This window comes from Stenotrophomonas sp. TEPEL, assembly GCF_004348785.1.
GTDB lineage: Bacteria > Pseudomonadota > Gammaproteobacteria > Xanthomonadales > Xanthomonadaceae > Stenotrophomonas > Stenotrophomonas indicatrix.
In genome coordinates, this window is record NZ_QQXJ01000001.1 from 2,386,281 (window position 1) to 2,412,389 (window position 26,109).

Below are 26,109 nucleotides of genomic sequence, written 5' to 3' on the forward strand. Positions count from 1 at the left end.
CAGGCATGGGATTGCCCGGGCAGACGCACTATCATGTGCACACTGCCAAGGAGGACCCCGATGAGCGTGGCACCCCGACAGACAAGCACCCTGGCCGTGGTCAGCCTGGTCATGGGCATCGCCAGCTGGACCGTCCTGCCTTTCGTGGCCAGCATCGTCGCGATCATCACCGGTCACATGGCCCGCGCCGAGATCCGCCGCCGCCCGTACGAAATTGAAGGCAACGGCATGGCCGTCACCGGCCTGGTACTGGGCTGGGTGATGGTCGGCGCCGTGCTTGCCGCCATTCTCATCATCATCCTGTTCTTCGGTGGCCTGGCGTGGCTGGCGGCGGTATCGAACTGACGCCATGACCTCCGCCGACAGCACTGAACGCTTCAGCAGCCGCGTCGCGGACTATGTCCGCTACCGCCCGGACTATCCGCCTGCCCTGATGGACTGGCTGCATGGCCCCATGGCCGTGGCAACCAGCGCGCGTGTCGCTGACATCGGCGCCGGCACCGGCATCTCCAGCCGGCAGTTCCTGGCCGCCAGCCATCCACTGGTCGCCGTCGAACCCAACGCGGCGATGCGCGCTGCCGCCGAACACTGGCTGGCGCCGCAGTATCCGCAGTTCTCCGCCGTCGATGGGCGCGCCGAGGCCACCGGCCTGGCCGATTCCAGCGTGGACCTGGTCAGCGCCGCGCAGGCCTTCCACTGGTTCGACACCGTGGCCGTGCGCGCCGAGTGGCAGCGCATCCTGCGCCCGGGCGGGCTGGCGCTGATCTACTGGAATTCGCGCCTGCTCGATGCCAGCCCATTCCTGGTCGGCTACGAACAACTGCTGCTGGACTACGGCACCGACTACACCGCCGTGGCCGAACGCTACCAGGACGACGCCACCATGCAGGCCTGGTTCGGCTCCGGCCTGCGCGGCATGGTGCAGCTGCCGAACGTGCAGCATCTGGACCTGGACGCCCTGCGCGGGCGCCTGCTGTCTTCTTCCTACGCGCCGCAGCCCGGCCACCCGCGCCACGCACCGATGCTGGCTGCGCTGCAGGACCTGTTCGCCGCCCACGCGGTCGACGGCCAGGTCGCTTTTGAATATCGAACCCGAGCCTTCCTCGGCACGCTGGACTGAAACCAACGCATGTATTCGCTTGCCCGCCCCTTCCTGTTCTCGCTCGACGCCGAACGCGCCCACGGTCTCGGCCTGTCCGCTCTGGACCTGGCCTATCGCACCGGCACCACGCCGCTGGTGGCCGCACGCATCGCGCCGATGCCCAGCACGGTGTTCGGGCTGACGTTCCCCAATCCGGTCGGCCTTGCTGCCGGCCTGGACAAGAATGGCGAGCACATCGATGCACTGTTCGCGCTGGGCTTCGGCTTCGTGGAGATCGGCACGATCACGCCGCGAGCGCAGGCCGGCAACCCCAAGCCGCGCCTGTTCCGGCTGCCTGCGCACAACGCGATCATCAACCGCATGGGCTTCAACAACGCCGGCGTGGATGCGCTGGTGCGCAACGTCGAACGCGCGCGCAACCGGCGCGGCCTGCTCGGCATCAACATCGGCAAGAACAAGGACACCCCCAACGAACAGGCGGCCGATGACTACATCGCCTGCATGGACAAGGTGTACCCGCTGGCCGACTACATCACCGTCAACATTTCCTCGCCCAACACGGCCGGCCTGCGCGAGCTGCAGGAAGAGACCGCGCTGCGGCAGCTGGTCAGCCAGCTGCGTGAGCGCCAGGAAGCGCTGGCCGCGCAGCATGGCCGACGCGTGCCAATGCTGGTGAAGGTGGCCCCGGACCTCAGCGAGCGCGACATCGACGCGGCCGCGCGCGTACTTGGCGAACTGCAGGTGGACGGCGTGATCGCCACCAACACCACCATCGACCACAGCCGGGTTGCCGGAGATCCGCTGGCCAATGAAGCCGGCGGGCTGTCCGGCGCACCGGTGCTGGAACAGTCCACCCTGGTACTGCGCCGCCTGCGTGCACGCCTGCCCGAATCAGTGCCGCTGGTCGGTGTCGGCGGCATCCTGTCCGGTGCCGACGCCGTGGCCAAGATGGCCGCCGGTGCGGCGCTGGTTCAGTGCTACAGCGGCCTGATCTTCAAGGGCCCGGCATTGGTCGCCGACTGCGTGGAGGCGATCCGCCGCCGACGCGAGGCGCCCAGCCGCGGCGCGGTGGCACCCCTGTGAGCACGCCCATGGACGACACCAACAATGCTGCAGCACCGCTGCGCTGGACCCTCACCCACAACGCGCCGCTGCAGGCCCTGAACACGTTCCACGTGCAGGCCAGCGCAGCGCAGTTGCTGGAACTGCACGACGCCGCGCTGCTGCCGGAGGTTCTGGCATTGCCGGAAGTGGCCAATGGCCCGCTGCTGGTGCTCGGCAGCGGCAGCAATGTGCTGATCGCCCAGGACCTGCCCGGCACCGTGCTGGTGTTCGGCAACCGCGAAATCAGTTTCCTCGAACACCGTGCCGACCATGCGGTGATCCGCGCCGGCGCCGGCGTCTCCTGGCACGGGCTGGTGATGTGGTCGCTGCAGGAAGGCCTGTCCGGCCTGGAAAACCTGGCGCTGATTCCCGGCACCGCCGGCGCATCGCCGATCCAGAACATCGGCGCCTATGGCGCGCAGGTCGGCGAGTTCATCCAGACCGTGGAGGCCTGGGACTGCCAGGAAAAAACCTGGGTACGGCTGGACAACGAACAGTGTGGCTTCGCCTACCGCGACAGCGTGTTCAAGCAGCAGCCGGACCGCTACCTGATCACCGCCATTGAACTGAAACTGCCGCTGCTGCACGACCTGCGCATGGGCTACGCCGGCATCCGCGAAGAACTGCAGGCGCAGGGCGTGGAACTGCCGAGCGCGGTGGACGTGGCCAATGCGGTGATCGCGATCCGTCGCCGCAAGCTGCCCGACCCCGACGTACTGGGCAACGCGGGCAGCTTCTTCAAGAACCCGGTGCTGCCGCTGGAACAGGTGGAGGTGCTGCTGCAGCACTTCCCCGAGCTGCCGGTGTTCCCGGCGGACCGCGACGACCGCCGCAAGGTCTCGGCGGCCTGGATGATCGAATCCTGTGGCTGGAAGGGCTTCCGCGAAGGTGATGCCGGCGTTGCGCCCAGCCACGCGCTGGTGCTGGTCAACCACGGCAACGCCACCGGCACTGAACTGCTGGCGCTGGCACGGCGGATCTCCGCTTCGGTACTGGAGAAGTTCGGCGTGCCGATCGAACCGGAGCCCCGCCTGCTCGGCGCACAGTGGTGAGCACACCCGCCCTACCCGCCAGCGCCACCCCATTGCGGGCGGCGCTGCTGATGCTCGGCAGCACCATGGCGTTTGGACTGATGGCGGTGGCGATCCGCTACGCCACCCGCTACGTGCCGACCCAGGAAGTGGCGTTCTTCCGCAATGCCTTCGGCCTGCTCGCCCTGCTGCCGATGCTGCTGCGCCCAGGCCATGCACCGTTGAAGACCCAGCAGCTGCCGCGCTATTTCCTGCGCAGCGCAATCGGCCTGGGCTCGATGCTGTGCGCGTTCTGGGCATTGGGCCACCTGCCCCTGGCACAGGCCGTTTCGCTGTCCTACTCCACCCCGTTGTTCGTCACCATCGCGGCGGTGCTGTGGCTGGGCGAAACGGTACGCGTACGGCGCTGGGCAGCGGTGGTGGTCGGCTTCATCGGCGTGCTGGTGATCGTGCGGCCGGGCACGGCCGGCTTCACGTCCGGCAGCCTGATCGCGGTGGCCGCCGCCGTGCTCAGCTCGCTGGTGGCGATCCAGATCAAGCAGCTCACCCGGATCGACAGCGCCGACACCGTGGTGCTTTACACCTACGTGTTCTGGGTACCGCTGTCGCTGATACCGGCCTTGTTCGTATGGGTGTGGCCCACCGGCATCGCCTGGGTCTGGTTGCTGGCCACCGGCGTGCTGGGCACCATCGGCCAGTTGCTGTGGACACGTGCACTGCGCCTGGGCGAAGTCTCCGCGCTGACCCCGATCAGCTTCCTGCAGCTGCCGCTGGTGACCTTGTGTGGCTGGCTGTTGTTCGCCGAGACGGTGGATCGCTGGACCATCATCGGCGCGGGCATCATCCTCGCCGCCAACGCCTACATCGCCCATCGCGAAGCGGTGCTGTCACGGCGTGCAGCGAGCGTCGCCGCGAGCGCAGCGGCCAAGCCGGCAGAGTAAGGGTTCCGGGTACTGGCCGGGCTGCGCCCGGCACCCGTGGTAGTGCCGGCCGCTGGCCGGCAACCTCAACAGCAACAGCAACAGCGGGCATTTCGTGGGATGGCGGGGCGGTGTCGGATTGCGGGGACGCCGCAAGTACGTCCCTGTAGGCTTGGCAGCCGCATCCATGCGGCTGACACCCCGCAATCCGACACGTGTCGGATTGCGGGGCCGCCGCAAGTACGTCCCTGTAGGCTTGGCAGCCGCATCCATGCGGCTGACACCCCGCANTCCGACACCGCCCCGCCTTCGACAGTTNNCCGGTGTGTGNTNGATNCACGCCATGCGTGGATGAATTTCCATCTAAATCGAATATTTCGACAATTGATCAAATGATCGAAGAGCATCCACGCATGGCGTGNATCTACCGTGTCGACCAAGGTCGACACCCACCAAGAGCAGGCCATGCCATNCCGACAGATNNCGGNAANNTGTCGNAGGCGGGGTGGGTCCGGTGGCGGGGGCGTGAGCGCCATGGATGGCGCGACCGAGCCTCCATGGATGGATTCACGGCGTCCCCCGCCACCGGACCCACCCCGCCATCCCACAGGAGGCCAGCTTTTGCTGTTGCTGTTGCTTCGGCTGTTGCTGTTGCTTCGGCCTCTGCAGGTGCCGGGCGCAGCCCGGCCCGACCCCCTACAGCACCCGATACGCCCGCTCGGCCGCATCGAACACATTGCCCGGCGCGAACTGCTCGCCCAGGTAATGCAGTGCTTGCCGGTGCTGCTGCAGCGAGCGCTGCGCCGCGCCAGGGCCCAGCAGCATCTGCTCGAATTCGATCAGGTCCTGCAGGATGCGCCAGTGCCGATACCACGCAATCCAGCGCGGATCGCCGAGGTCGCCGCCATACCCTTCGGCGAAGCCCAGCGGATGCTCGCGCCCCCAGCGACCACCTACCGCGGCGCCGACAAACATCAGGTCGCGCTCGCGCGGCGCCAGTGCCAGTCCGTCCCAGTCGATCAGGTGCAGCGCATCGTCCTGCCCCATCAGCAGGTTGCCCGCATGCAGGTCGGTGTGGCACAGGCACAGCGCCGGTGCTTCGCCCTGCAATTGGCGGTGCAGCGCTTCGGCACGCTGGTGAAGTTCGGCGATGCGCGGCCGCTGCTGCTGCCACAGCGCCAGGAATGCACTGCCGGACCGATCCTGCGCCTGCGCCAACGTCGACGGATCGCGCAACCACGCTCCCACCGTGTCGACCGCTGCGGTTTCAAGCCGCAGCGTCGGCAGGGCCTGGCGCAACGCCGGCGGAATCTCGGCCTCATGCAGGCGACGCAGCACTTCACCCAGCTGACGCCATTGCGCACGGCTCAGCGGTGCCTCGAAGCCCGACTGCCCTTCAATGTAGGGGAACAGCGTGAACTGCAGGCCCCAGCGCTGCACCGACGCGCCGCCGGTTGCTGCCGGCCACGGCGCAACAATCTCTTCGATGCCCAGGCTGCCACGCAGCCAATGCAGGCTGTCCCACACTGCGGGCGCTACCTGGAAGTTGCGGCACTTCAACCACCAGTGGCCGTGGCGGGCATCGATGCGGAACACACACGCGTTGGCGTCGGCGCCCACCGGACGCGGCACCACCGCGGTCGCGTTGATGTCGTAGGACTGCTGCAGGACTTCAACGATCTGCTGCGCCGAAGCGAATGACATGGGTGCAGGCGTGCTTTGGTGACGACACCTACTATCGCAGATGGCCTTGCATCCGCACAGGCAATCCGGTCACAACATCAATGTCCCGCGTCGAAGACCGATCCTGCCGCACCCTGCTGCGACTGCGTACCTTGCACGCACCTTGAAGAACTCGTCCAGCAGGCGGTAGAACGCGAACCTCCGCGCACCGCCATCAGATCCGGCAGGCACGCATCGGCGTGCGCTACCACCAGAACCTCATCCGCCGGACACGTTGCGATCAGCCCGGCGTACACGTGCTCGGCGCTCTGCCCCAAGTGCTCATCGTCGAGATCATCGGCAACGATCAACTCTGCGGCAACGCGCGCAGCACCACCCTTCAGGCCATCCGCATCGACAGCTCCACATCGTCGGCGAAGGGCACGGACAGATAGCCGGCAGTGCCCGAGCGCATGCGTTGCTGGTAGCGCGGGCTGTCGTCGGCGTTGTCGGCGATCACCAGGGCGCCCGGGCGCAGCCGCTCGTGCAGCAGGTCCAGCACATCGTCGTACAGCACCTTGGCACCATCGAGCAGCACCAGGTCGATCGTATCGGGCAGGTCCACCGCCAGAGTCTCCAGTGCATCGCCCACGCGGATCTCGACCAGATCGTCCAGGCCCGCTTCACACAGGTGACCGGCAGCACGGCGGGCCTTCTCCGGCTCGAACTCGGTGGTGATCAGGCGGCCGCCGCCGTTGTCACGCAACGCCGCAGCCAGATGGATGCTGGAGATGCCGAACGACGTACCGAACTCAACGATGCTGCGCGCGCCACTGCTGCGCGCCAACAGGTACAGCAGGCGGCCGGTTTCCGGCGACACCGGCAGCCACAGGTCCTTCAGCAGCTCGCCATACAGGCGCCGGTATTCGGTGCGGCTGCCCAGCAGGCGCTGCCGCTCTTCGTGGGGGACGGAGGTCAAGGCCGGGCTGAGCGCGCTGTCGGCTTCGGCAAACAGGCGTGCCAGCAGGGGCGCGACCGGGGCGGAGATCAGGGTGGACATGGGCGGGTGTTCCTTGCGATGACGGGGTTAGAATGCGAATGATTCGTCGCAATCAAGAATACGGACGATCCCCGGTTCCGCCTATTCGCATTGGAAAAGCCCCATGTCCGAACGTCGTCCGCCGCAGATTTCCTCGAGAAAACAGCCTCGCCAGTCACGATCGAACGACCTGGTCGCGGCCATTCTCGAAGCCGCTGCTCAGGTTCTGAAGCACGAAGGCGCCCCCCGGTTCACCACCGCACGGGTGGCCGAACGCGCCGGCGTCAGCGTCGGCTCGCTGTACCAGTACTTTCCCAACAAGGCGGCAATCCTGTTCCGCCTGCAGCGCGACGAGTGGCAGCAGACCGGCGCGATGCTGCGCGACATCCTGCAGGACACACGACAACCGCACCTGCAGCGCCTGCGCACGTTGGTGCATGCCTTCATCGTGTCGGAATGCGAAGAAGCGCAGACCCGTGGCGCGTTGAACGATGCCGCGCCGCTGTACCGCGATGCGCCGGAAGCGCAGGAAGCACGCAGCGAGACCGACGAAGCGATGCTCGTGTTCATGGCCGAGCTGCTGCCGCAGGCCTCGGCGGGCACGCGCCAGTTGGCGGTGGATCTGATCGATACCACGCTGGGTGCCACCGGTCGCGAATTTTCCAGTGAACCGCGCACTGCCGCCGAGATGCGCGTCTATGCCGATGCGGTCGCGGATATGTTCTGCGCCTATCTCAGGCAGCTGGGCGCGCACTGACGTGCAGCCGCCGGCTTACACCGCGTAGAAGCCCAGGAACATCGCCACCGCCGACTCGGCCACGCGCGTGCGTTCGGCCTGCGCCAGCGGCGCCTGGCCCATCGTCACCTGCGGCCAGAACGCGAAGCTCTTCACCAGGCCCTGCAGCTGATGGCCGGCGAATTCCGGATCGACCTGGCGCAGCCGCCCATCGGCAATCGCCGCACGGATCCAGGCGCTGACGCCGCTCTCCTTCTCGCCCATGCGGCAGACGATCGCCTGCGCGCGCTCGGGTGAATGGATGATCTCGGCCATCGCCACCCGCGCCAGATCGATGAAGTTGGCATCACCCAGCAGGTCCAGCTTCTGCCGCAGCAGCTGCAGCAGCTGCACATCCAGCGGCTGGTCGGCGCGGTACGGCAGCTCGACGCTGGCCACGCTGCTCTGCCAGAGCTCTTCCAGGATCAGCGCGAACAGTTCTTCCTTGCTCGGGAAGTGGTTGTAGACGGTGCGCTTGGAGACACCAGCCACTGCCGCGATGCGATCCATGCTGGTCGCGTCGTAGCCGGCCGAACGGAACTCTTCCACCGCCGCGCGGACGATGGCCTCGCGCTTGCGGTCGGTAAGGCGTTGCGGAGTACGGGGCATGGCGGAACCAGACAGCTGAACGGATGCCACCATTTTACACCCAGCAGTGTACTTTCTGAAATCCGGAAACTACACTGTGCAGTGTACCCTGCGGACGTCACCCATGAAGCGCCTGCTCCTTGTCCTCCTGCTCGGAATCCTCGCCGTGACCGCCTATACCTTCTGCAAATCCTGGTCCCTCCCCGACTTCCCCGATTCGCCGCAGTACCGCGAAGGCAAGTTCCGCAATGCCGTGCCGAAACCGGCAATGGGCCTGCGTGATGGCCTGGAGATCTGGTGGACCTTCCTGTTCAACAAGCCCAAGGGCACCGTGCCCGACCACCCCATCCCGGTGCAGGCGCTGGACCGCGCCACCCTGGACGCGGCGCCCGACCGCAGCCTGTTCCGGCTGGGGCATTCGACGATCCTGCTGAAGCTGCGCGGGCAGTACTGGCTGACCGATCCGGTGTTCTCCGAACGCGCCTCACCGGTGCAATGGATGGGCCCGGCACGCTTCCATGCGCCGCCGATCAGCATCGACGAACTGCCGCCGATCGCCGGCGTCATCCTCTCGCACAACCACTACGACCACCTCGACCACGCGGCGGTAATGAAGCTGGCCGGCAAGACCGCGCGCTTCATCGCACCGCTGGGTGTGGGCGACCAGCTGATTGCCTGGGGCGTGGATGCAGCCAAGGTCGAGCAGCTGGACTGGTGGCAGTCCACCGAAGCCGCTGGCCTGCGCCTGACCGCAACCCCCGGCCAGCATTTCTCCGGCCGCGGCCTGGGTGACAGCGATCGCAGCCTGTGGGCGTCGTGGGTGATCCAGGACGGCGATTTCCGCATCTTCTTCAGCGGCGACACCGGCTACTTCGATGGCTTCAAGGCCATTGGCGAGAAGTACGGCCCGTTCGACCTGACGATGATCGAAACCGGTGCCTACGATCAACGCTGGGCATTCGTGCACATGCAGCCCGAACAGACCCTGCAGGCGCACCTGGACCTGCGTGGCAAGTGGCTGCTGCCGATCCACAACGGCACCTTCGACCTGGCCCTGCACGAGTGGCAGCAACCGTTCGAACGCATCAGCGCATTGGCTGCCGCAAAGAACGTGCCGGTGGCCACGCCGATGATGGGCGAGGCACTGGACATGCAATCACCGACCGCTGGTACGCGCTGGTGGGAGCGTGTGCAACTGTAACGGCCTGTCGCGCAGCGACCCTCAGCCGGGATGCTGAACCAGCCGTTCCTGCTCCTTCGCCACATTGATCTGCAGCGCCGCAGCAGCGAGCTCCGCCAGCTCGCTGCTGACCTTCTGGCTGCCGCGCGCCTGCATCCACGAAAGAATATCGGCCAGATGCCAGATCGACGCGCTGCCTTCGTGCACCGGTGCCGGAAACGTTTGCGGGTGCGCGAGCAGCAACTTGCGCATGTTCTGCCGTGACATGCCCAGCAGATCAGCGACATCCGTCAGCCCTACCAGATCGGGACTGACTTCGATCAGCTCTGCATCGGGTACGGCTTGTCGTACATCTGCAAGCGCGGAAAGTACGGCCTCCCGGGCGCTGGCCGCCTGACGGCAGAATTCAAGCGCCAACCTGCCCGGCCTGCCAATGCCCAGCAGCGCATCATCACAACCGGCATCGGCAAGGCGTTGCTCAAGCGAGCCAGCATCGGTACCTGTATCCGGCAGACGGTATTTGAGAATGAAGGTGAATTCCATCATCGATGTGTCCTTGGGAGGATGGCGACTGCCTCATCGCTCACGGCTGCAGTTCTCGACAACGCGACACAAGGCCCGCGCGTGGTTCAAGGCATTCCGGGGCGTGCTCCATACGCTCACCACACAGAATTCCCCGCATCGGCAGTCCTTGTCGTTGTAGGGACAGTACATTCGTCCCCAGGCATGACTGCCGCCGATCCGCAGCCACCATCCACGCGACTCGGCGAAACGGAGGGCAGCTTCAATGTCTTTGTCCGGATGGCGCGAACGGGGCATTCCTTTCCCTCGGAGTCTGGATGCGATCGCAAGGGTTGTCAAGTGACAACCCTTGGTGGTGCGATCAGTCGCTTCGACCCTACAGCCTCTCCGCCATGGGTCCAGAGCCATCCGCGTCAGTGATCCGGCTGCACCTGTTCCTGCAGGTGAACTCCCAACCCTGCCTCGCCCTCGGCCAACTCAGGCCGCAGCTCAAGCGATGGGATCAGATAATCACCGCCGTTCTGCCGCCGGTAGGCAATCACCGGATCGCTCGCCAGCCCATCCAGCCGCGCGCCCAGCCCCTCCAGCACGCCAGGCAACGACGCCTCATCGATACGGCTGCTGCGGTAGATCACATGCGCGGGCAGCACGTCAAAGCCGGGATAGAACAGGATGCCGTGCTGGATCGGGAACAGCACATCGTCGATCGGCCCATTGATGCCGCGCGGACCGTAATGCGACTCCCAGCCACCGGTGGTGACCACCAGCATCGCGCGCTTGCCGGACATCGCGCCCTCGCCATAGCGGTCGCCCCAATGCCGGTCGGAATGTTCGCCCACGCCATAGGCAAAACCATAGGCATACACGCGATCCACCCACCCCTTCAGGATGGCCGGCATCGAGAACCACCACAGCGGGAACTGCAGGATCACCGCGTCGGCCCAGCGCAGTTTTTCCTGCTCGGCGGCGATGTCGGCGCTCTGCCGGCCCGTCCTGAAGGCGTCGCGCGAATCCAGTGACGCGTGGAACGGCACCGAAGGATCCCGCCCGGGGTGATCGTCGGCATCGATCTGCGCCTTCCATTGCATGGCATGCAGGTCGGACACCTGCACGGTGTGGCCGGCGCGTTGCAGGTGCTCGACGGTGAAGGTCTTCAAGGTGCCATTGAGCGAGGTGGGTTCGGGGTGGGCGTAGACAAGCAGGACGTTCATGGGGGTACCAGGGAGGGAATGCCGGCCATGTTGGGTGCCGCCACGCTATAGTTGAAATGAATTCCTGCAATCCCCGGCATTGCCATGGACAATACCCTGCGCCGCATCGACCTCAACCTGCTGGTAACCCTGCAGGCCCTGCTGGAAGAGCAGAACGTCACCCGCGCGGCCGAACGCCTGCATCTGGCCCAGCCCACGGTCAGCGTGCAGCTGGCGCGCCTGCGCCACCTGTTCGATGATCCGCTGCTGCTGCCGGGGCCACGCGGCATGCGTGCCACCGCACGTGCCGATGCGCTGCGCGAACCATTGGCCGAAGCACTGGCTGCACTGCAGCGTGCGGTCGCACCGGTGCAGGCGTTCGATCCGGCCCAGGCCACGCAGACCTGGCGGATCATGGCGTCGGACTTCGGCGAAACCACGATCGTCCTGCCGGCATTGGCCGACCTGCGCGTGCGCGCACCCGGCACGCGCCTGGCCGTGGTCAGCCTGGCGCCGGCGCAGATGGTGGCGCAGAGCGAACGCGGCGAGATCGATCTCGCCCTCCACATCACCTCCGACGCGCCTCCCTCGCTGCACCATCGTCCGCTGTTCCAGGAGCGCTACGTCCTGGCCGGGCGTCGCGACCATCCACGACTGAAGCGGCGGCCGACGCTCAAGCAGTTCTGCGCGCTGGACCATGTGATCGTGTCGCCTGATGGCGGCGGTTTCCATGGCGGCACCGACAGTGCGTTGGCGCATGTTGGCGCGCGTCGCAACGTGGTGCTGTCGGTGCCGCACTTCCTGTTCCTGCGCAGCGTGCTGCTGCGCACGGACCTGGTGGCGATGATGCCCTCGCGCCTGGTCGCGCAGGACCCGGCCTTGAAGGCGGTTGCGGCGCCCATTGATGTGCCCGGGTTCGAGATGGTGATGCTCTGGCACGAACGCGTGCATCGCGATCCGGCACATCGCTGGCTGCGCGAGCGCATCTGTGCGCATTCATGAAACCTCGTGCCAGGACCCGCCCGGGAAATATTGCGACGCGTCATGTAACCGGTTACATCCCTTGCTAGCGTAGGCCCGCCCGTTCCCGGGCCCTGCCGATGTGAGGCCTTCGCAATGACGTTGTGCGCTGACCGCTGGACCGCTCCACGCCTGCCGAACCGGCGCCTTGCCGCGGCCCTGCTGCTCGGCCTGTCACTGGCCGCCACCGCCACCGCACAGAACCTGCCACCGCGCGCGCAATGGCAGGCCAGCGCGTCGTCGCAGCAGGTTCCGGCGATGGCGATCAGCCACCTGATCGACAACGATCCGAAGACGGTGACCGGCGGCGCGTTCAGTCCCGGCCACTGGTTCCAGGTCGATCTCGGCAAGCCTGCGATGCTGGCCGGTGCACGCCTCACCTGGGATGTCTCCAACCCCGAAGGCTATTCGCTGCAGACCTCGCTCGACGGCAAGCAGTGGCAGAGCGCCTACGTCATGGGCGATTCGCTGGGTGGTATCGAGACCCTGTACTTCGCGCCGCGACAGGCCCGCTACCTGCGTCTGGCCAGCCCGCAGCGCACCTCCGACTGGGGCGTATCCATCTTCGAAATGGAACCGCTCGACACCACGCTCAGCGCACGGGTGACCGGGCTGGACGCCACCCAGTCCGCTGCGCTGTGGCAGGGCGGCGGCACGGTTGCCATCCCCGCAGGCAAAGGCGGCATCCACACGCTCGACATCACCCTGCCCCGTGCTCAGCCCAGCACCGGGCTGGCGGTGGACTGGGCCAACGTGCACGGCGCTGCACGCCTGCAGGCGCAGGACGCACAGGGCCGCTGGTACGAACTGGCGCGCGACGCGCAGGCGGCGACCCGGCAGCAGAGCTGGCTGGCGGCCGACGCGCCACTCGACATCAAGGCACTGCGCCTGACCGTGGAGGGCGATGCCCCCCAGGTCAAACGCATCCGCCTGCTCGGCCCGAAGGCGGTGATGACGCCGATGAAGCGCTACCAGATCGCCGCCAGTGGCGCGCAGCGCGCGTTGTTCCCTGCTTCGTTGCACATGCAGCAGACCTACTGGACTGCAGTCGGCGTGCATGCGGGCCGGCAGAAATCGATCTTCGACGAATACGGCAACATCGAAGCCTACAAGGGCGCACCACTGGTGCAGCCGATCTGGCGCAGTGCCGATAGCCGCGCGACCGGTGCCGCTGAACAACCGGTGCAGCACGCACTGCGCGATGGCTGGAAGCCGATGCCGTCTGCCACGTGGTCACCGCAGCCCGGGCTGGAACTGCGCAGCGAAGCCTTTGCCATCGAGCGCGACGGGCAACCGGTCACCTTCGTGCGCCATCGCCTGCGCAATACCGGCAGCGCGGCCATCGAAGGCACGCTGACCCTCGCAGTGCGACCGATGCAGATGAACCCGCCGTGGCAGAACGGCGGCCTGTCGCCGATCCGCGAGGTGGCCGTCGAAGGCAATCGCGTGCGCGTCAATGGCCGCACGCTGCTGCAGTCACTCAGCGCAGTGGATGCCGCTGGCACTGCCCCCTTCGGCAACGAAGGTGACACCGAGATCACCACGGCCATCGCCAGCGGACAACTGCCTGCCGCACAGCAGTCCAGCGATGCCGCAGGCCTGGCAGCGGCGGCGTTGAGCTACCGCGTCACCCTGGCCCCCGGTGCCAGCGACGCGGTGGTGGTGGCCTTCCCGCTCGGTACCGCCACCGCCGATGCCAATGGCGTGCTGCCGGAAGCACCGGCCCTCAACCTCGCGTCGCTGCCGCGCGACGGCGACAAGGCGTTCGACACGCTGGCCAGCCGCGCCTCCGCTGATTGGCAGGCGCGGCTGGGCCAGGTCGGCCTGCGCCTGCCCGACCCTTCACTGGTGGACATGCTGCGCGCACAAGCCGCCTACATGCTGATCAATCAGACCGGCCCGGCCATGCAGCCCGGCCCGCGCAACTACAACCGCTCCTTCATCCGCGATGGCATGGCCACCTCGGCCGTGCTGCTGCGCATGGGCGAAGCCAAGGTGGCACGCGACTACCTGGCCTGGTACAGCGAACACGGCGTGCACGGCAATGGCCTGGTGTCGCCCATCCTCAACGACGATGGCAGCGTCAATACCGGCTTCGGCTCGGACATCGAGTACGACAGCCAGGGCCAGTACGTCACCCTCGTTGCCGACGTCGCCCGGCTCGATGGCGGGCCGGAAAGCGTGCGCGCCTACCTGCCCAAGGTGAAGGCCGCGCTGCGCTTCCTGCAGGAACTGCGCGAACGCACGCTGGTGCCGGGCTACATGGCCGACCAGCCATCGCCGGAGCGCTTTGCCGGCATCCTTGCGCCGTCCATCAGCCACGAAGGCTACCCCTCACCCACCCACAGCTACTGGGACGACTACTGGGGCCTGAAGGGCTGGCATGACGGCGCGTGGCTGGCCGAATCGCTGGGCGACCACGAAACCGCCACGTGGGCGCGCGAACAGTACAAGGCGCTGTATGACGCACTGCATGCCTCGATCCGCGCAACGATGGCCTGGAAGGGCATCGACTTCATTCCGTCATCGGCCGACCTTGGCGATGGCGACCCGACCGGTGTATCGATCGCGCTGGACCCCACCGGTGCACAGAGCGTGTTGCCGGCCGAGGCCCTGCGCACCACCTTCGCCCGCTATCTGGACGATGTGCGCAAGCGCAACCAGCCCGGTGCGCTGTACGCCTACACGCCGTATGAAATCCGCAACGTGCTGAGCTACGTGCACCTGGGCCAGCCCGAAGCGGCCGACGAACTGCTGCAGGGCCTGCTGCACGATCGCAGGCCGCTGGAATGGCAGGTGCTGGCCGAGGTCGTGCACTCGCGGTTGCGCTTCCCACGCTATCTGGGCGACATGCCGCACACCTGGATCGGCGCCGAATACGGCCGCACCCTGTTCGGCATGCTGATGCGCGAGGACGACGATGCGTTGTCGCTGCTGCCGGGTACGCCCCCTTCGTGGGTCGCTGGCGAGGGCCTGGCCGTGGACCGCCTGCCCACCGCCTATGGCACCCTGCAGATGCAGGCGCGGCAGCGCGACGGCAACCTGACGGTGTCGCTCGGCAAGGGGCTGCGCAAGGGCACGCCGGTACGCGTATGGTGGCCCAGCCGTACCCTGCCCAAGGACGTGCGCGTGGATGGGCGATCGGTACGGAACTTCGACAAGGACGGCGTGCTGCTCGATGGCCCGTTCCGCACCCTGGAGGCACGTTGGCAGTAATGCCGATGCAGGAACCGAAGTGATCGAACTTGTACTCGATGGCAGCCCTGACCCCGGTAGAGGCCGACCTTGGTCGGCATGCCCCGCCTCGCATTCCGGTGGGTGCCAACCGTTGGTTGGCACGCCCTCCGGTAGATGCCGACCTTGGTCGGCACGCCTTCCGTCGAGCAAGCGCGACGCCTACCAAGCGGCATCGCTAGAACCCTGGCAACCCCGGCGGATTGGTCTGCGACTGCGGCACCGCTTCTTCGGCCACATTCCAGCGCGCCAGCACCTTTGCGTAGGTACCGCTGCTGATCTGGGTGTTCAATGCCTGGGTCACCGCATCGGCCAGGCCACTGCCCTTGCGGGTGGTCACCGAAATCGCCGCTGCGTCCGGCCAGCCACCCGGGAACAGGCCGACCCGGCGCACCTTGCCATCGCGCGCCGAATAGGCGCCGGTGGCATTCGGCTCGAACGACACGTCGGCGCGGCCGGTGATCACTGCCAACCGCCCGATCACCGCATCATCGAAGTACTGGTACTCCACCGGTTTCAGGCCTGCGGCGATGTTCTGCTTGTCCCATTGGCGCAGGATCTGGTCCTGGTTGGTGCTGGCCCCCACCACCACTTTCAGCCCTGCAACGTCGGCCGGTGTGGCGATCTTCTGGATCGGGCCATCGGTGCGGGTATAGATGCCCAGCAGGTCGAAACGATAGCTGGAGAAATCGAACTTCTTCTTGCGTTCTTCAGTGACCGTCACGTTCGACAGCACCGCATCGTACTTGCCCGATTCCAGCCCCAGCGGCCAGTCGGCCCAGGCCACCGGCACCACCACCAGCTTCAGGCCCAGGCCATCGGCGATCAACCGTGCGATGTCCGGCTCCACGCCCACCACTTCCTTGCTGTCGGCCCCGTAGTCGGCCAATGGCAGCTGGCCGGGATGGGTGGCGATGGTGAACGCGCCGGGGGTGACGAAGCGATAGCCGGCCGGAATCAGCGCCTGCGCCTTCGGATCGGGCGTGCCCCTAAGTAGCTGCGCGTTGCTGGCGGCCAGCGAGGTCGCCGCAACGGGCACGCCGTCGGGGCCCTGGCGCACGCGCGAATAGACGATGCCGGCAATGCCGATGACCAGCACACCGACGATCAACAGGGTGCTGCGGGCGGGACGTCGCTGCGATGCTGGGCTCATGGCGGTTCTCGAAAAGGATTACAGGGTCTTGGCCAGGAAATCGGCGGTGCGTTGCTGGCGCGGGTGTTCAAACAGCGCGTCCGGCGTGCCCTGCTCGATCACCCGGCCCTGGTCCATCATCACCACGTGGTCGGCCACGCGGCGGGCGAAGCCCAGTTCGTGGGTGACGATCACCAGCGTGGTGCCGGAACTGGCCAGTTCCTCGATCACGCTCAGCACCTCCGACACCAGCTCCGGGTCCAACGCGGAGGTCGGCTCGTCGAACAGCAGTACCTTCGGCTGCAGGGCCAGCGCGCGGGCGATGGCTACACGCTGCTGCTGGCCGCCGGACAGCTGGCGCGGGAAAGCATCAGCCTTGTCGGCCAGCCCCACCCGCTCCAGCAGGGTGCGTGCCTGCTGCTCGGCCTGGGCGCGCGGAATGCCGCGCACCGCGATGGGCGCTTCGATGATGTTCTCCAGTGCGGTCATGTGCGGGAACAGGTTGAAGCCCTGGAACACCATGCCGACTTCCGCGCGGCGACGGCGGATCTCGCCTTCCGGCAGCTCGTACAGGGTGTCGCCGTCGCGGCGGTAACCGATCAGCTGGCCGCCTACGGTGACGAAGCCGCTGTCAGCGCGTTCAAGATGATTGATCAGCCGCAGCAGGGTGGACTTGCCCGCACCGGACGGACCAATCAGCACGGTCACGCTGCCGGCCCTCAGTTCCAGATGCACGTCATCAAGCACCGTCTGCTCGCCGAAGGCCTTGCCCACCCCATGCAGGGACACAGCCGCGCCCGTTCCGGCCTCGATCGGCACGGCAAATGCCGCACGGCTGGGCACGCGTGCAGCGGTCGCCGCTGCCCGCGGTGCTGCAGACGATACCCGCGACACGTTGCGCTCGTGCTGCAGCTGGCCGCGGGCAAAGCGCTGCTCCACCCGTCGTTGCAGCAGCGAAAGCACCGTCAGGATCACCAGGTACCAGACCGTGGCCACCATCAGCAGCGGCACCACCTCCAGGTTGCGCCGGTAGATCACCTGCACGGTGTAGAACAGCTCCGGCAACGCCAGCACGTAGACCACCGAGGTGCTCTTGGCCAGGCCGATCACATCATTGAACGCAGCAGGCAGGATCGAACGCATCGCCTGCGGCAGGATGATGCGGCGCACCTGGCGCCCACGCGGCAGGCCCAACGCTGCGGCCGCCTCGTACTGGCCGTGGTCGACCGACAGGATGCCACCACGGATTACCTCGGCCGAGAACGCCGCCTGGTTCAAGGTGAGGCCGAGCACGGCGGCAGTGAACACGCCGATCAGCTGCGTGGTCGGGTACGAGAACAGGCTGATGTCGGTGAATGGAACGCCCAGTTCGATGGTGCTGTACAGGTAGCCCAGGTTGTTCAGCAGCAGCAACAGCACCAGCAGCGGAATCGAACGGAACAGCCACACGTAGCCCCACGACACCGCCGACAGCAGTGGTGAGCCGGAGACGCGGGCCAAGGCCAGCAAGGTGCCCAGCGCGAAGCCGAGGCCGGTACCGAGTGCGGTCAGCAGCAGCGTTCGCCCCAACCCTTCCAGTACCGGCCGGGCAAAGAACCACTCGGCGAACGTGCCCCAGCCCCAGCGCGGATTGCCCAGCACCGACTGCAGGCCGATCAGGATCAGCGCGAGTGCCAACACCGTGCCGATCACCTGCAACGGATGCCGCGCCGGCACGATCTTCAGCGCCGTGGCCGGCTGGCGGACAATGCCCTCGATGGCAGTGGAAGGCGTACTCATGCCGCCGCTCCATGCAGTGCGAGGGCGGCTGCGTCGCCCGCCTGTGGCTGTGGCACCAGGTGCTTCTCGAACGGCAGATGCGCGATGGTTGCCGGGTCCGCATGCAGATCGAACAACGCGGTGTAGCCGTGGCTGAGGTACAGGCCGACCGCCTCGGGCTGGCGGAAGCCGGTGGTCAGGAACACACGCCGATAGCCCTGCCGTGCAGCCTGGTCTTCCAGTTCCTGCAGCACGCGCCGGGCGATGCCCTGCCGACGCAGGCCAGGCAGCGTCCAGATTCGTTTGAACTCGGCGGTGTCCTCATCGCGATGCGGCATGAACGCCCCACCGGAAATCGCCACGCCGTCGCGCAGCAGCAGCACGAATGCACCGACCGGGGCAGCGAAGGCTTCGGCCGGATAGCGCTGCAGCTCCTCGCGGGCACTGCCACCGATACGCCGGCGCACGTCCGCATAGCGGTGGTCGTACTCCTGCTCCAGGCCGTCGAACAACGGGCGCGCCAGCGGGTCGTCCACCGAGGTGTACAGGAAGCGATCATTGTCGTACCGCACGCTCATGCCACGTCCTCCACCAGATAGTGCTCGGCCAGACGCGCCCACAGGCTGGCCGCCGGGGCGATGGCCGCGTCGTTGAACACATAGCGCGGGCTGTGCAGCGGCGCGCTGTCGCCGTTGCCGACGAACACGAAGCTGCCCGGCCGCGCCTGCAGCAGGAAGGCGAAGTCCTCGCTGGCGGTACGCGGCGCGAAGGCCTCCACCACCTGCCCTGCACCGAACCCCTGTACCGCCACCTCGCGGACGTAGGCCGTCTGCTCGGGGTGGTTGATCACGCTGGGGAAGCCGCGCGGGAATTCGATCTCGGCACGCGCACCGAAGGCAGCGGCGGTCTGCTCGGCAATGTCGGTCACCCGCCGGCGCAGCGTATCGCGCACCTCCGGCAGGTAGGCGCGCACGGTCAGCTTCAGCTCCACCACATCGGGGATGACATTGGCCGCCTGCCCACCGTGGATCGAGCCGACGGTGACCACGCCCATCTGCCGCGGATCGACATTGCGCGACACCACGCTCTGCAGCGCGGTGATGGTGTGCGCGGCAGCCAGGATCGGATCGACGCTGCCCTGCGGCTCGGCGCCGTGGCCGCCCTTGCCGATCACCCGCAGACGCGCCCAGTCCACCGATGCCATCGCCGGTCCGTCGACGAAGCCGAAGTGCCCCACCGGCACGCCCGGCCAGTTGTGCAGGCCATAGATGGCATCGACCGGGAAGCGTTCGAACAGGCCATCGGCGATCATCTTCGAAGCACCCGAGCCGGTTTCCTCGGCCGGCTGGAACACCAGCTGCAAGGTGCCATCGAAACGCCCGTGGTGCGCAAGGTAGTGGGCAGCCGAGAGCAGGATGGCGGTGTGTCCATCGTGGCCGCAGGCGTGCATCAGGCCTTCGCGCTGGCTGGCATAGGCCAGCCCGGATTCTTCATGGATCGGCAGCGCATCGATGTCGGCGCGCAGACCCAACCGGCGACGGCCCTGCCCGCGCTGCAGCGTACCGACCACGCCGGTGCCACCGATGCCGGTGCTGACCGCGTAGCCCCATTGCTGCAGCAGCTCGGCCACGCGGGCGCTGGTGCGGTGTTCTTCGAAGGCCAGTTCCGGGTGCTGGTGCAGGTCGTGGCGGATCGCGATGGCCTGGTCGGCGCGTGCTGCGATTTCGGGCAGTACGCCCGATGCGGGCAAATTCCGCCGGGCATGGCCCGGCGCTACCGAACTGTCTCCGCTCATCGCCTTATCCCACCTTCCGCGCCGGCTCGGCGTCGGTGCTGTAACGGCTTGCCTTGCGTGGCAGGCCCAGGTGGTCGCGCAGGGTCTGTCCTTCCAGCGCACTGCGGTGGTAACCGCGTGCTTCCAGCAGGGGCAGCACCAGCGTTACGAAATCATCCAGGCCTTCGCGCTGCGCGGCGAAGCCGAGGATGAAGCCATCGCTGGCGCCGGCGTCGAACCAGCGGATCAGCTCGTCGGCCACGTGCTCCGGCGTGCCGATGAAGTTCGGCCGCGGGCTCACCGCCTGCAGTGCCACCTGGCGCAGGCTCAGGCCCTGCTCGCGCGCGTCCTGCTTGATGTGGTCGGTGGTGGAGCGGAAGGAATTGGCGCCGATGTCGCCCAGCTCCGGGAACGGCGCATCCGGGTCGTACTGGCTGAAGTCGTGGTGGTCGAAGAAGCGGCCGAGATACGCCAGGGCATCATCCAGCCCGGCCAGCGCAGCAATCGCCTGGTACTTGGCCTCGGCGTCTTCCGCCGTACGGCCAACGATCGGGCCGATGCCCGGGAAGATCTTGACGTCACCGGCGCTGCGGCCATGGGCGATCGCCGAGTTCTTCACCTTCTGGGTGAACGTGCGGGTCTCCTCCAGCGACGGCGCGTGGGTGAACACCGCATCGGCGTACTTGCCAGCCAACGCAATACCATCGTCCGACGATCCGGCCTGGAAAATCACCGGCTGCCCCTGCGGCGAGCGCTGGATGTTGAGTGGGCCTTCCACCTGGAAGAAGCGGCCCTTGTGGTCGAGGCGGCGGAACTTCTCCGGTGCGAAGAACGTGCCGCTGTCGCGGTCACGCACGAACGCATCGTCATCCCACGAATCCCAAAGGCCCTGCACCACTTCCAGGTACTCATCGGCAATCTGGTAACGCAGCGCATGCTCGGGGTGCGGACGCCCGTAGTTGCGGCCCGATCCTTCCAGCGGCGAGGTCACCACGTTCCACCCTGCACGGCCACCGCTGAGCAGATCCAGCGAGGCGAACTGGCGCGCCACGGTGAACGGATCGCTGTACGAGGTGGAGAGCGTGCCAGCCAGGCCGATCTTCTTCGTCGCCGTCGCCAGCGCCGACAGCAGCGAGATCGGCTCGAAGCGGTTGAGGAAATGCGGAATCGACTTCTCGTTGATGTACAGCCCGTCAGCAACGAAGCCGAAGGCGATGCCGTTGTCCTCGGCGGTACGCGCGATGTCGATGTAGTAGCCCAGGTTGACGCTGGCATCGGGCACGTTGGACGGGTGCTTCCACGCATGCATGTGGCTGCCGGGGCCCTGCAGCATGATGCCGAAAGGGATGGGACGCGGGGTCCTGCTCATGGGGTGGCTCCAGCAGTCAGGCCACCGCCGCGCGGGGCGCGGGCGACAGCAGTTCAAGGGACGTCAGGCGTGCGTCGAGGTCGGCCACCGGCGCGTCGAGGATGAATTCACCGACGCCGAAGCGGCGGTGCAGCGCATCCAGCTCGCTGCGTACATGCTGTGCATCGCCAGAGAGCACGCTGGGGCGTGTTTCTTCGATGCGGAAATCAGCAACCCCTACCTGCCGTGCGTATTCGGCAGCGGCTTCGGGGCTGGGCAGGTTCACCGTCTGCCCTGGGCCCAGGTGCAGCTTGTAGACCCGCAACGCGCCGATGTGGCGGGCGGCGGCCTCGCTGGTGGGCGCGGCAAAGGCTACCGTCGCCAGCAGCGGGGCGTGCGCGGACACCGCGCGATAGGCCTCAAAGGCGGCCTCGATGTGCTTCGGGTCGCCATCGAAGTGGGCGGCGTAGACGAAGCGCCAGCCAAGTTCAGCGGCCTGCCGCGCACTCTGTGGACTCGCGCCCAGCAGGAAGCGCTCCGGCGGCGTCTGCGGAATCGGCCGTGCCTGCGCGTCGGCCTGCGCGTCGGACAGATATCCTTCCAGGTCGCGCAGCTGCTGGTCGAAATCGGCGAACGCCGGGCGCCCGGCGGCCAATGCGGCAGTCGACGCCGGTAGACCGCCCGGTGCCTTGCCCACGCCCAGATCCACGCGCCCTGGCGCCAGTGCCGCCAGCAGATTGAAGTTCTCGGCCACCCTGTACGGTGCGTAGTGGCGCAGCATCACCCCGCCACTGCCGATGCGGATGCGTCGGGTCTGCGCCAGCACCCACGCCGCCAGCACTTCCGGTGCCGGGCTGGCCAGCGTCGGCGCGGCATGGTGTTCGGCAAACCAGTAGCGGTGGTAACCCAGCTGCTCGGCGCGCTGCGCCAGTTGCAGGCTGCTGCGCAGCGCCTGTTCGGGCGTGCTGCCGTCGGCCACCGGGCTCTTGTCCAACACGCTGATGAGGTAGCTCATCGTCACGTCCTCGCTCAGGGATGGGCCACTGGAATGCCGAGCAGGCCATTCAGTGCCGCCAGGATCGGCTCGGCACCGGAGATGTACTGGCGTTGCTGGTACTCGCCACTGGCGTGCTCGTTGAACACGCCCTGCGGCAGCACCAGCTTCGGCAGCGACTGGTCCTGCTCACCGATCTCGGCGATCACCTCGCGGCGCGGCCGGCTGAAGCCGATGCGGCGCACGTCCAGTTGTGCGTCCAGGCCCTCGATGCTCGACAGCGCACCTTCCAGCAGCAGGCTGTGCCGGCAGAAGAAGCGTTGGCCGGGCAGCTGGCCGTCCTCGAACTCGCGGTCCAGCAGGAACAGGATGGGTTTGTGGGTTGCGTCTACAGCCACGGGATCGTCCTCGTAGGGGCCGGCAATGCACTGCCGCTTCGATATCGATGCTAGAGAAGGACGACCCGATGCCAGCGCCGGAATTCGACAATCCACGGTCGGATCCGGCCATGCAGATGCAGGTTGGCAATAAGGTCATGGCGCGGCGCTAGGCAATCCGACGGAGTGGTGGTGCTGCGGATGTCGCCAGCGTCGCCACATGTCCCGCTGCACGCTCAGCCGCCAGTTGGATGCGCGCCTGCAGTGCGGCGCTGTTGATCCGGTCGCCGTCGAAGTCGGCCGGCGTGGCATACACCCCGATCGGCAACGTATGCGCCTGCAGGAAGCTGAAGAGTGGACGCAGCTGATGATCGATCACCAGCGCGTGGCGCTCACTGCCACCGGTAGCCGCCAGCAGCACTGGCGTATCCACCAGCGCGTCCAGCCCGATGAAGTCGATCAGGTGCTTGAACAGGCCCGGATACGACCCGCGATACACCGGCGCGGCCGCCACCAGCAGCTGTGCAGATTCAATCGTGGCCAGCGCGCGCTCCACCTGCGGCTCCACTTCACTACGCTGCAGCGCCTGCCCCAGCGAGCGCGCGATCGGCGCCAGCTCGACCAGCTCCACGCTGATGTTGATCCGCTCACGCAGTTCTTCCAGCAGATGCCGCACCAGCAGCAACGTGCGCGACGTCGCCGAACTGGTCGGCGATCCCACCAATGCAACCACCTTCAATGCAGAAGACATGACCCCTCCTCGGTAGCGCCGGGCCATGCCCGGCGACGTTTCACATGAACCTCAGAACCGGTAATTGACACGCCCGTACCAGAACGTCCCGACGTTGCTCAGCACATCACCGCTGTCCCAGGTGGTCTCGATGCTGGCCACATCTGTGGCGCTGCGTGCGTACGCAGGCACCTTGCGGGTGCGCTTGTCGAACACGTTGTTGATGCCCAGCGCCGCACTCCAGCCCGCGCCCAGCTCTACGCCACCGGACAGGTTGGTCACCAGCACCGGCGGCTGCTTGTACTCCACGCCGTTGTTCAGGCGCTTGATCGGGCCGTAGTAGGTGAAGTCCACGTTCGAACGCCAGCGCCCGTTCTGCCAACCCAGTCCCGCCACCTGCGTATACGACGGCGTGCGGAAGCGCAGCGCGTACTCGCTCGACCTGGTCAGCAGGTTGATGTTCGGCAGTCCCTGCAACGCCTGCGGAATCGCGCTCACCTTCTGGATGGTGGTGCGGCCCACGTTGGCCGCGTAGCTCCAGCGCAGCTTGCCCCACTGCGTTTCCTGGTTCGCTTCCAGGGTCAGCTCCACGCCGCGCGTGCGGGTGTCGCCCACGTTGGTGAAGTAGCTGGCGTAGAACGCATCACCGGGCAGGATGCTGATGCCGGCCGTGCCCAGCAGCGCATCGATGGTGTTCTTCTGCGCGGCGGTCAGCACGGTGCCACTGTTGTCGGTCACCCTCGCCGGGTCCTGCGCGTTGTAGCCGATCTGGCTGGACTGGCCCAGCTGGCCACGGATGTCGATCTGGTACGCATCCACCGCCAGATGGAAGGCCGGGCTCGGGTCCCAGGTCACGCCGAGGCTGTAGTTGGTGGCCTTCTCCGGCTTCAGCGGCGTAGCGCCCAGCGCCACCGCCGCCGGCGAGGCGACCTGCGCCACCAGCGTGGTACCGCACGGGCAGCTGCCGGTGGCCTGGTAGAACTGCGCGCCCAGGCTCGGCGCGTGGAAGCCATTGCTGACCGTGGCACGCACGCCCAGCGCATCGGTGAAGTCGAAGCGCGTGGTCAACCGACCGGTCGACACCGTGCCGAAGTCCGAGTGGTCTTCCCAGCGCGCGGCGGCATCCAGGTACCAGCGCGACATGATGTTGGTCGCTGCACCGGCGTACACCGCCTTGCTGTTGCGGGTGGCCTTCACCGCATCGGCGGTTGAATAGCCCACGAAGGCGGCCGCACCGAAACCGGTGTACGACTCCCACTGCCCTGCCCCGCGTTCGTACTGTTCGTGCTGGTACTCGGCACCGGCGCTCACTTCCAGTGGCGATGCGAAGGCCGCCACCTCGAAGCCGCGACGCAGATCAAGGTTGGCGATGCCCTGCTGGTAATCCAGCTTGCCGTCATAGAAGTCGGTCGGCGAGCCGGGGTACGGCAGCGAGTAGTTCACCGAATTGCGGGTGTAGGTGCGCACTGTGTTGCGGTTGCCGGTCAGGCTGACGTCGTAGTCCCACCCCGCAACCTGGCCCTTCACCCCGGCCGTGCCGGTGTACTGCTTCTCCTTGGTTTCCAGCACCGGCAGGAAGCCATCGGGAAACACGCTCAGCACGCCCGGTGCCTTGTAGGTGGTGAAGATCGTTGCCGGCAGGCGGAAGTTCTGGATCGCCTGCGCGGTGCGGTCGCTGGCGGTCGCATTGGCGTAGAACTGGGCGTTCTCGCCCAGGCCATGGCCCACGTTCACCGCGAAGGCCTTCAGCGCATACGACGGCGAGCTGAGGATGATGTTGGCCTCGGCATCGCGCCCGGCCTCGGCCGGGTTCGGCGTCGCTCCAGCCGGCAAGCGGTTGTTTAGACGCAGCGCCACCAGGTTGCCGTTGCCATCCACGGCGGGATAACTCAGGTAGCCGTCGATGTAGCGCCGCGTACGGATCGCATGGTGCTGGCGCGTGCTCTCGCCGGACAGGTTGATGAAGCCGTCCTCGCCCCACGGCAGGCCGATGTTGGCGCGCACGCTGGTGCGGCTGCCGTCGCCATCGGTGCTCTGCCCGCTCTCCACCGACACATCGCCACCGTGCGCCTGCGACTTCAGGATCACGTTGATCACTCCGGTGATCGCGTCCGAACCATAGATGGCCGAAGCGCCGTCGCGCAGCACCTCCACATGGTCGATGGCCGACACCGGAATCAGCGCCAGATCGGCCCAGGCATGGCCGGGATAGCCGCCACCGTTGGCGCCACTGACATACGCGCTGGCGTTGCGGCGCTTGCCGTTCACCAGCACCAGCGTGTAACCCGGCGACAGGTTGCGCAGCTGGTAACCGCGGATCAGGCTTTCCTGGTCGCTCTGGTAACCGCCAATCTGGCTGAGCGATGGCAGGCTGCGCTGCAGCGCTTCCAGCAGGTTGGCCTGGCCGGTCGCGGCCAGGTCCTCGGCGGAAATCACGTCGATCGGTGTCGAGCTGTTCTTCACCGTGCGCGTGCTGGTCCGCGAACCGGTCACCACCACCGCATCCAGCGTGGACGCAGCAAGGTTGGCAGAAGCAGCAGTGGTCGCCGACGGTGCATCGGCCTCAGCCGCATGCGCCGGGGCAGCGGCAAGCGTGGCGGCAATCAGCAGGGAGAGCGTGGACAGCGCA

The 26,109-nt window shown here is 66.9% G+C and carries 24 protein-coding genes; 9 read left to right on the top strand and 15 right to left on the bottom strand.

Translation table 11 applies throughout. From position 1 onward, the window contains the following. Positions 1-60 precede the first annotated feature (60 nt). Genes TEP_RS10725 through TEP_RS10745 form a run of 5 tightly spaced genes read left to right on the top strand, consistent with a single transcriptional unit; the run spans position 61 to position 4,178 of the window. Complete coding sequence (locus TEP_RS10725; protein WP_132825275.1) at positions 61-345, top strand: DUF4190 domain-containing protein; 285 nt, start codon at positions 61-63, stop codon at positions 343-345. 4 nt (positions 346-349) lie between these two features. After that, on the top strand, positions 350-1,120 hold the full coding sequence (locus TEP_RS10730; protein WP_132825276.1) for a class I SAM-dependent methyltransferase: 771 nt from the start codon (positions 350-352) through the stop codon (positions 1,118-1,120). 9 nt (positions 1,121-1,129) lie between these two features. After that, positions 1,130-2,185 carry a quinone-dependent dihydroorotate dehydrogenase gene (locus TEP_RS10735; protein ID WP_032976098.1) on the top strand — a complete coding sequence of 352 codons (1,056 nt, stop codon included), beginning with the start codon at positions 1,130-1,132 and terminating at the stop codon, positions 2,183-2,185. Positions 2,186-2,193: 8 nt separating this feature from the next. After that, a complete protein-coding gene (murB, locus tag TEP_RS10740) occupies positions 2,194-3,258 on the top strand; it encodes a UDP-N-acetylmuramate dehydrogenase (protein WP_132825277.1) in 1,065 nt (354 codons plus the stop codon). A gap of 32 nt (positions 3,259-3,290) precedes the next feature. Beyond that, entirely contained in the window at positions 3,291-4,178 is an 888-nt protein-coding gene (locus TEP_RS10745; RefSeq protein ID WP_080148972.1) for a DMT family transporter, read from the top strand. A gap of 675 nt (positions 4,179-4,853) precedes the next feature. Here TEP_RS10745 and TEP_RS10755 read toward each other — a convergent pair. Beyond that, positions 4,854-5,861: an aminoglycoside phosphotransferase family protein gene (locus tag TEP_RS10755; protein ID WP_132825278.1), complete on the bottom strand. Its 1,008-nt coding sequence runs from the start codon at positions 5,859-5,861 to the stop codon at positions 4,854-4,856. 358 nt (positions 5,862-6,219) lie between these two features. Then, positions 6,220-6,879 carry an O-methyltransferase gene (locus tag TEP_RS10760; protein WP_132825279.1) on the bottom strand — a complete coding sequence of 220 codons (660 nt, stop codon included), beginning with the start codon at positions 6,877-6,879 and terminating at the stop codon, positions 6,220-6,222. A 103-nt stretch (positions 6,880-6,982) separates the two neighbouring features. On the opposite strand from TEP_RS10760, the gene TEP_RS10765 reads away from it, so the two are divergent. Next, positions 6,983-7,615 carry a TetR family transcriptional regulator gene (locus TEP_RS10765; protein WP_025874904.1) on the top strand — a complete coding sequence of 211 codons (633 nt, stop codon included), beginning with the start codon at positions 6,983-6,985 and terminating at the stop codon, positions 7,613-7,615. Positions 7,616-7,630: 15 nt separating this feature from the next. On the opposite strand, the gene TEP_RS10770 is transcribed toward TEP_RS10765, so the two are convergent. Then, positions 7,631-8,242 carry a TetR/AcrR family transcriptional regulator gene (locus TEP_RS10770; RefSeq protein ID WP_132825280.1) on the bottom strand — a complete coding sequence of 204 codons (612 nt, stop codon included), beginning with the start codon at positions 8,240-8,242 and terminating at the stop codon, positions 7,631-7,633. 103 nt (positions 8,243-8,345) lie between these two features. Between TEP_RS10770 and TEP_RS10775 the strand changes: the two genes are divergently transcribed. Continuing rightward, positions 8,346-9,422, top strand: coding sequence for an MBL fold metallo-hydrolase (locus tag TEP_RS10775; protein WP_132825281.1), 1,077 nt, complete (start codon positions 8,346-8,348; stop codon positions 9,420-9,422). 21 nt (positions 9,423-9,443) lie between these two features. Here the strand turns inward: TEP_RS10775 and TEP_RS10780 are convergent, their stop codons facing one another. The 3 genes from TEP_RS10780 to TEP_RS10790 form a co-directional block, all read right to left on the bottom strand. Beyond that, positions 9,444-9,944 (bottom strand): DNA-binding protein, encoded by a 501-nt coding sequence (locus TEP_RS10780; RefSeq protein ID WP_025874910.1) that lies wholly within the window; start codon positions 9,942-9,944, stop codon positions 9,444-9,446. Between the two features lie 33 nt (positions 9,945-9,977). Next, positions 9,978-10,220, bottom strand: a complete 243-nt coding sequence (locus TEP_RS20015) for a hypothetical protein (RefSeq protein ID WP_080148987.1) — start codon at positions 10,218-10,220, stop codon at positions 9,978-9,980. A 116-nt stretch (positions 10,221-10,336) separates the two neighbouring features. Beyond that, a complete protein-coding gene (locus tag TEP_RS10790; RefSeq protein WP_132825282.1) occupies positions 10,337-11,134 on the bottom strand; it encodes an NAD(P)H-dependent oxidoreductase in 798 nt (265 codons plus the stop codon). 84 nt (positions 11,135-11,218) lie between these two features. Between TEP_RS10790 and TEP_RS10795 the strand changes: the two genes are divergently transcribed. Together TEP_RS10795 and TEP_RS10800 are read left to right on the top strand one after the other, a co-directional pair. After that, positions 11,219-12,115 (top strand): LysR family transcriptional regulator, encoded by an 897-nt coding sequence (locus TEP_RS10795; RefSeq protein ID WP_099842360.1) that lies wholly within the window; start codon positions 11,219-11,221, stop codon positions 12,113-12,115. Positions 12,116-12,229: 114 nt separating this feature from the next. Then, complete coding sequence (locus TEP_RS10800) at positions 12,230-15,349, top strand: discoidin domain-containing protein (protein WP_132825283.1); 3,120 nt, start codon at positions 12,230-12,232, stop codon at positions 15,347-15,349. Positions 15,350-15,545: 196 nt separating this feature from the next. Here TEP_RS10800 and TEP_RS10805 read toward each other — a convergent pair whose 3' ends face one another. The 9 genes from TEP_RS10805 to TEP_RS10845 form a co-directional block, all read right to left on the bottom strand. Then, positions 15,546-16,520 carry an ABC transporter substrate-binding protein gene (locus TEP_RS10805; protein ID WP_132825284.1) on the bottom strand — a complete coding sequence of 325 codons (975 nt, stop codon included), beginning with the start codon at positions 16,518-16,520 and terminating at the stop codon, positions 15,546-15,548. A gap of 18 nt (positions 16,521-16,538) precedes the next feature. After that, a complete protein-coding gene (locus TEP_RS20020) occupies positions 16,539-18,278 on the bottom strand; it encodes an amino acid ABC transporter permease/ATP-binding protein (protein WP_132825285.1) in 1,740 nt (579 codons plus the stop codon). Beyond that, entirely contained in the window at positions 18,275-18,835 is a 561-nt protein-coding gene (locus TEP_RS10815) for a GNAT family N-acetyltransferase (protein WP_132825286.1), read from the bottom strand. Before TEP_RS10815 ends, TEP_RS20020 begins: the two co-directional genes overlap by 4 nt. Further along, on the bottom strand, positions 18,832-20,052 hold the full coding sequence (locus TEP_RS10820) for a M20 aminoacylase family protein (RefSeq protein WP_132825287.1): 1,221 nt from the start codon (positions 20,050-20,052) through the stop codon (positions 18,832-18,834). Before TEP_RS10820 ends, TEP_RS10815 begins: the two co-directional genes overlap by 4 nt. 4 nt (positions 20,053-20,056) lie before the next feature. Beyond that, complete coding sequence (locus TEP_RS10825) at positions 20,057-21,400, bottom strand: LLM class flavin-dependent oxidoreductase (protein WP_132825288.1); 1,344 nt, start codon at positions 21,398-21,400, stop codon at positions 20,057-20,059. A gap of 16 nt (positions 21,401-21,416) precedes the next feature. After that, positions 21,417-22,394 (bottom strand): LLM class flavin-dependent oxidoreductase, encoded by a 978-nt coding sequence (locus tag TEP_RS10830; RefSeq protein WP_132825289.1) that lies wholly within the window; start codon positions 22,392-22,394, stop codon positions 21,417-21,419. Between the two features lie 14 nt (positions 22,395-22,408). Continuing rightward, complete coding sequence (locus TEP_RS10835) at positions 22,409-22,771, bottom strand: DUF3088 family protein (protein WP_132825290.1); 363 nt, start codon at positions 22,769-22,771, stop codon at positions 22,409-22,411. A 148-nt stretch (positions 22,772-22,919) separates the two neighbouring features. Beyond that, complete coding sequence (gene msuE / locus TEP_RS10840) at positions 22,920-23,501, bottom strand: FMN reductase (protein WP_132825291.1); 582 nt, start codon at positions 23,499-23,501, stop codon at positions 22,920-22,922. A gap of 51 nt (positions 23,502-23,552) precedes the next feature. Further along, on the bottom strand, positions 23,553-26,109 hold a 2,557-nt coding region (locus TEP_RS10845), incomplete at its 5' end, for a TonB-dependent receptor (RefSeq protein WP_240790687.1).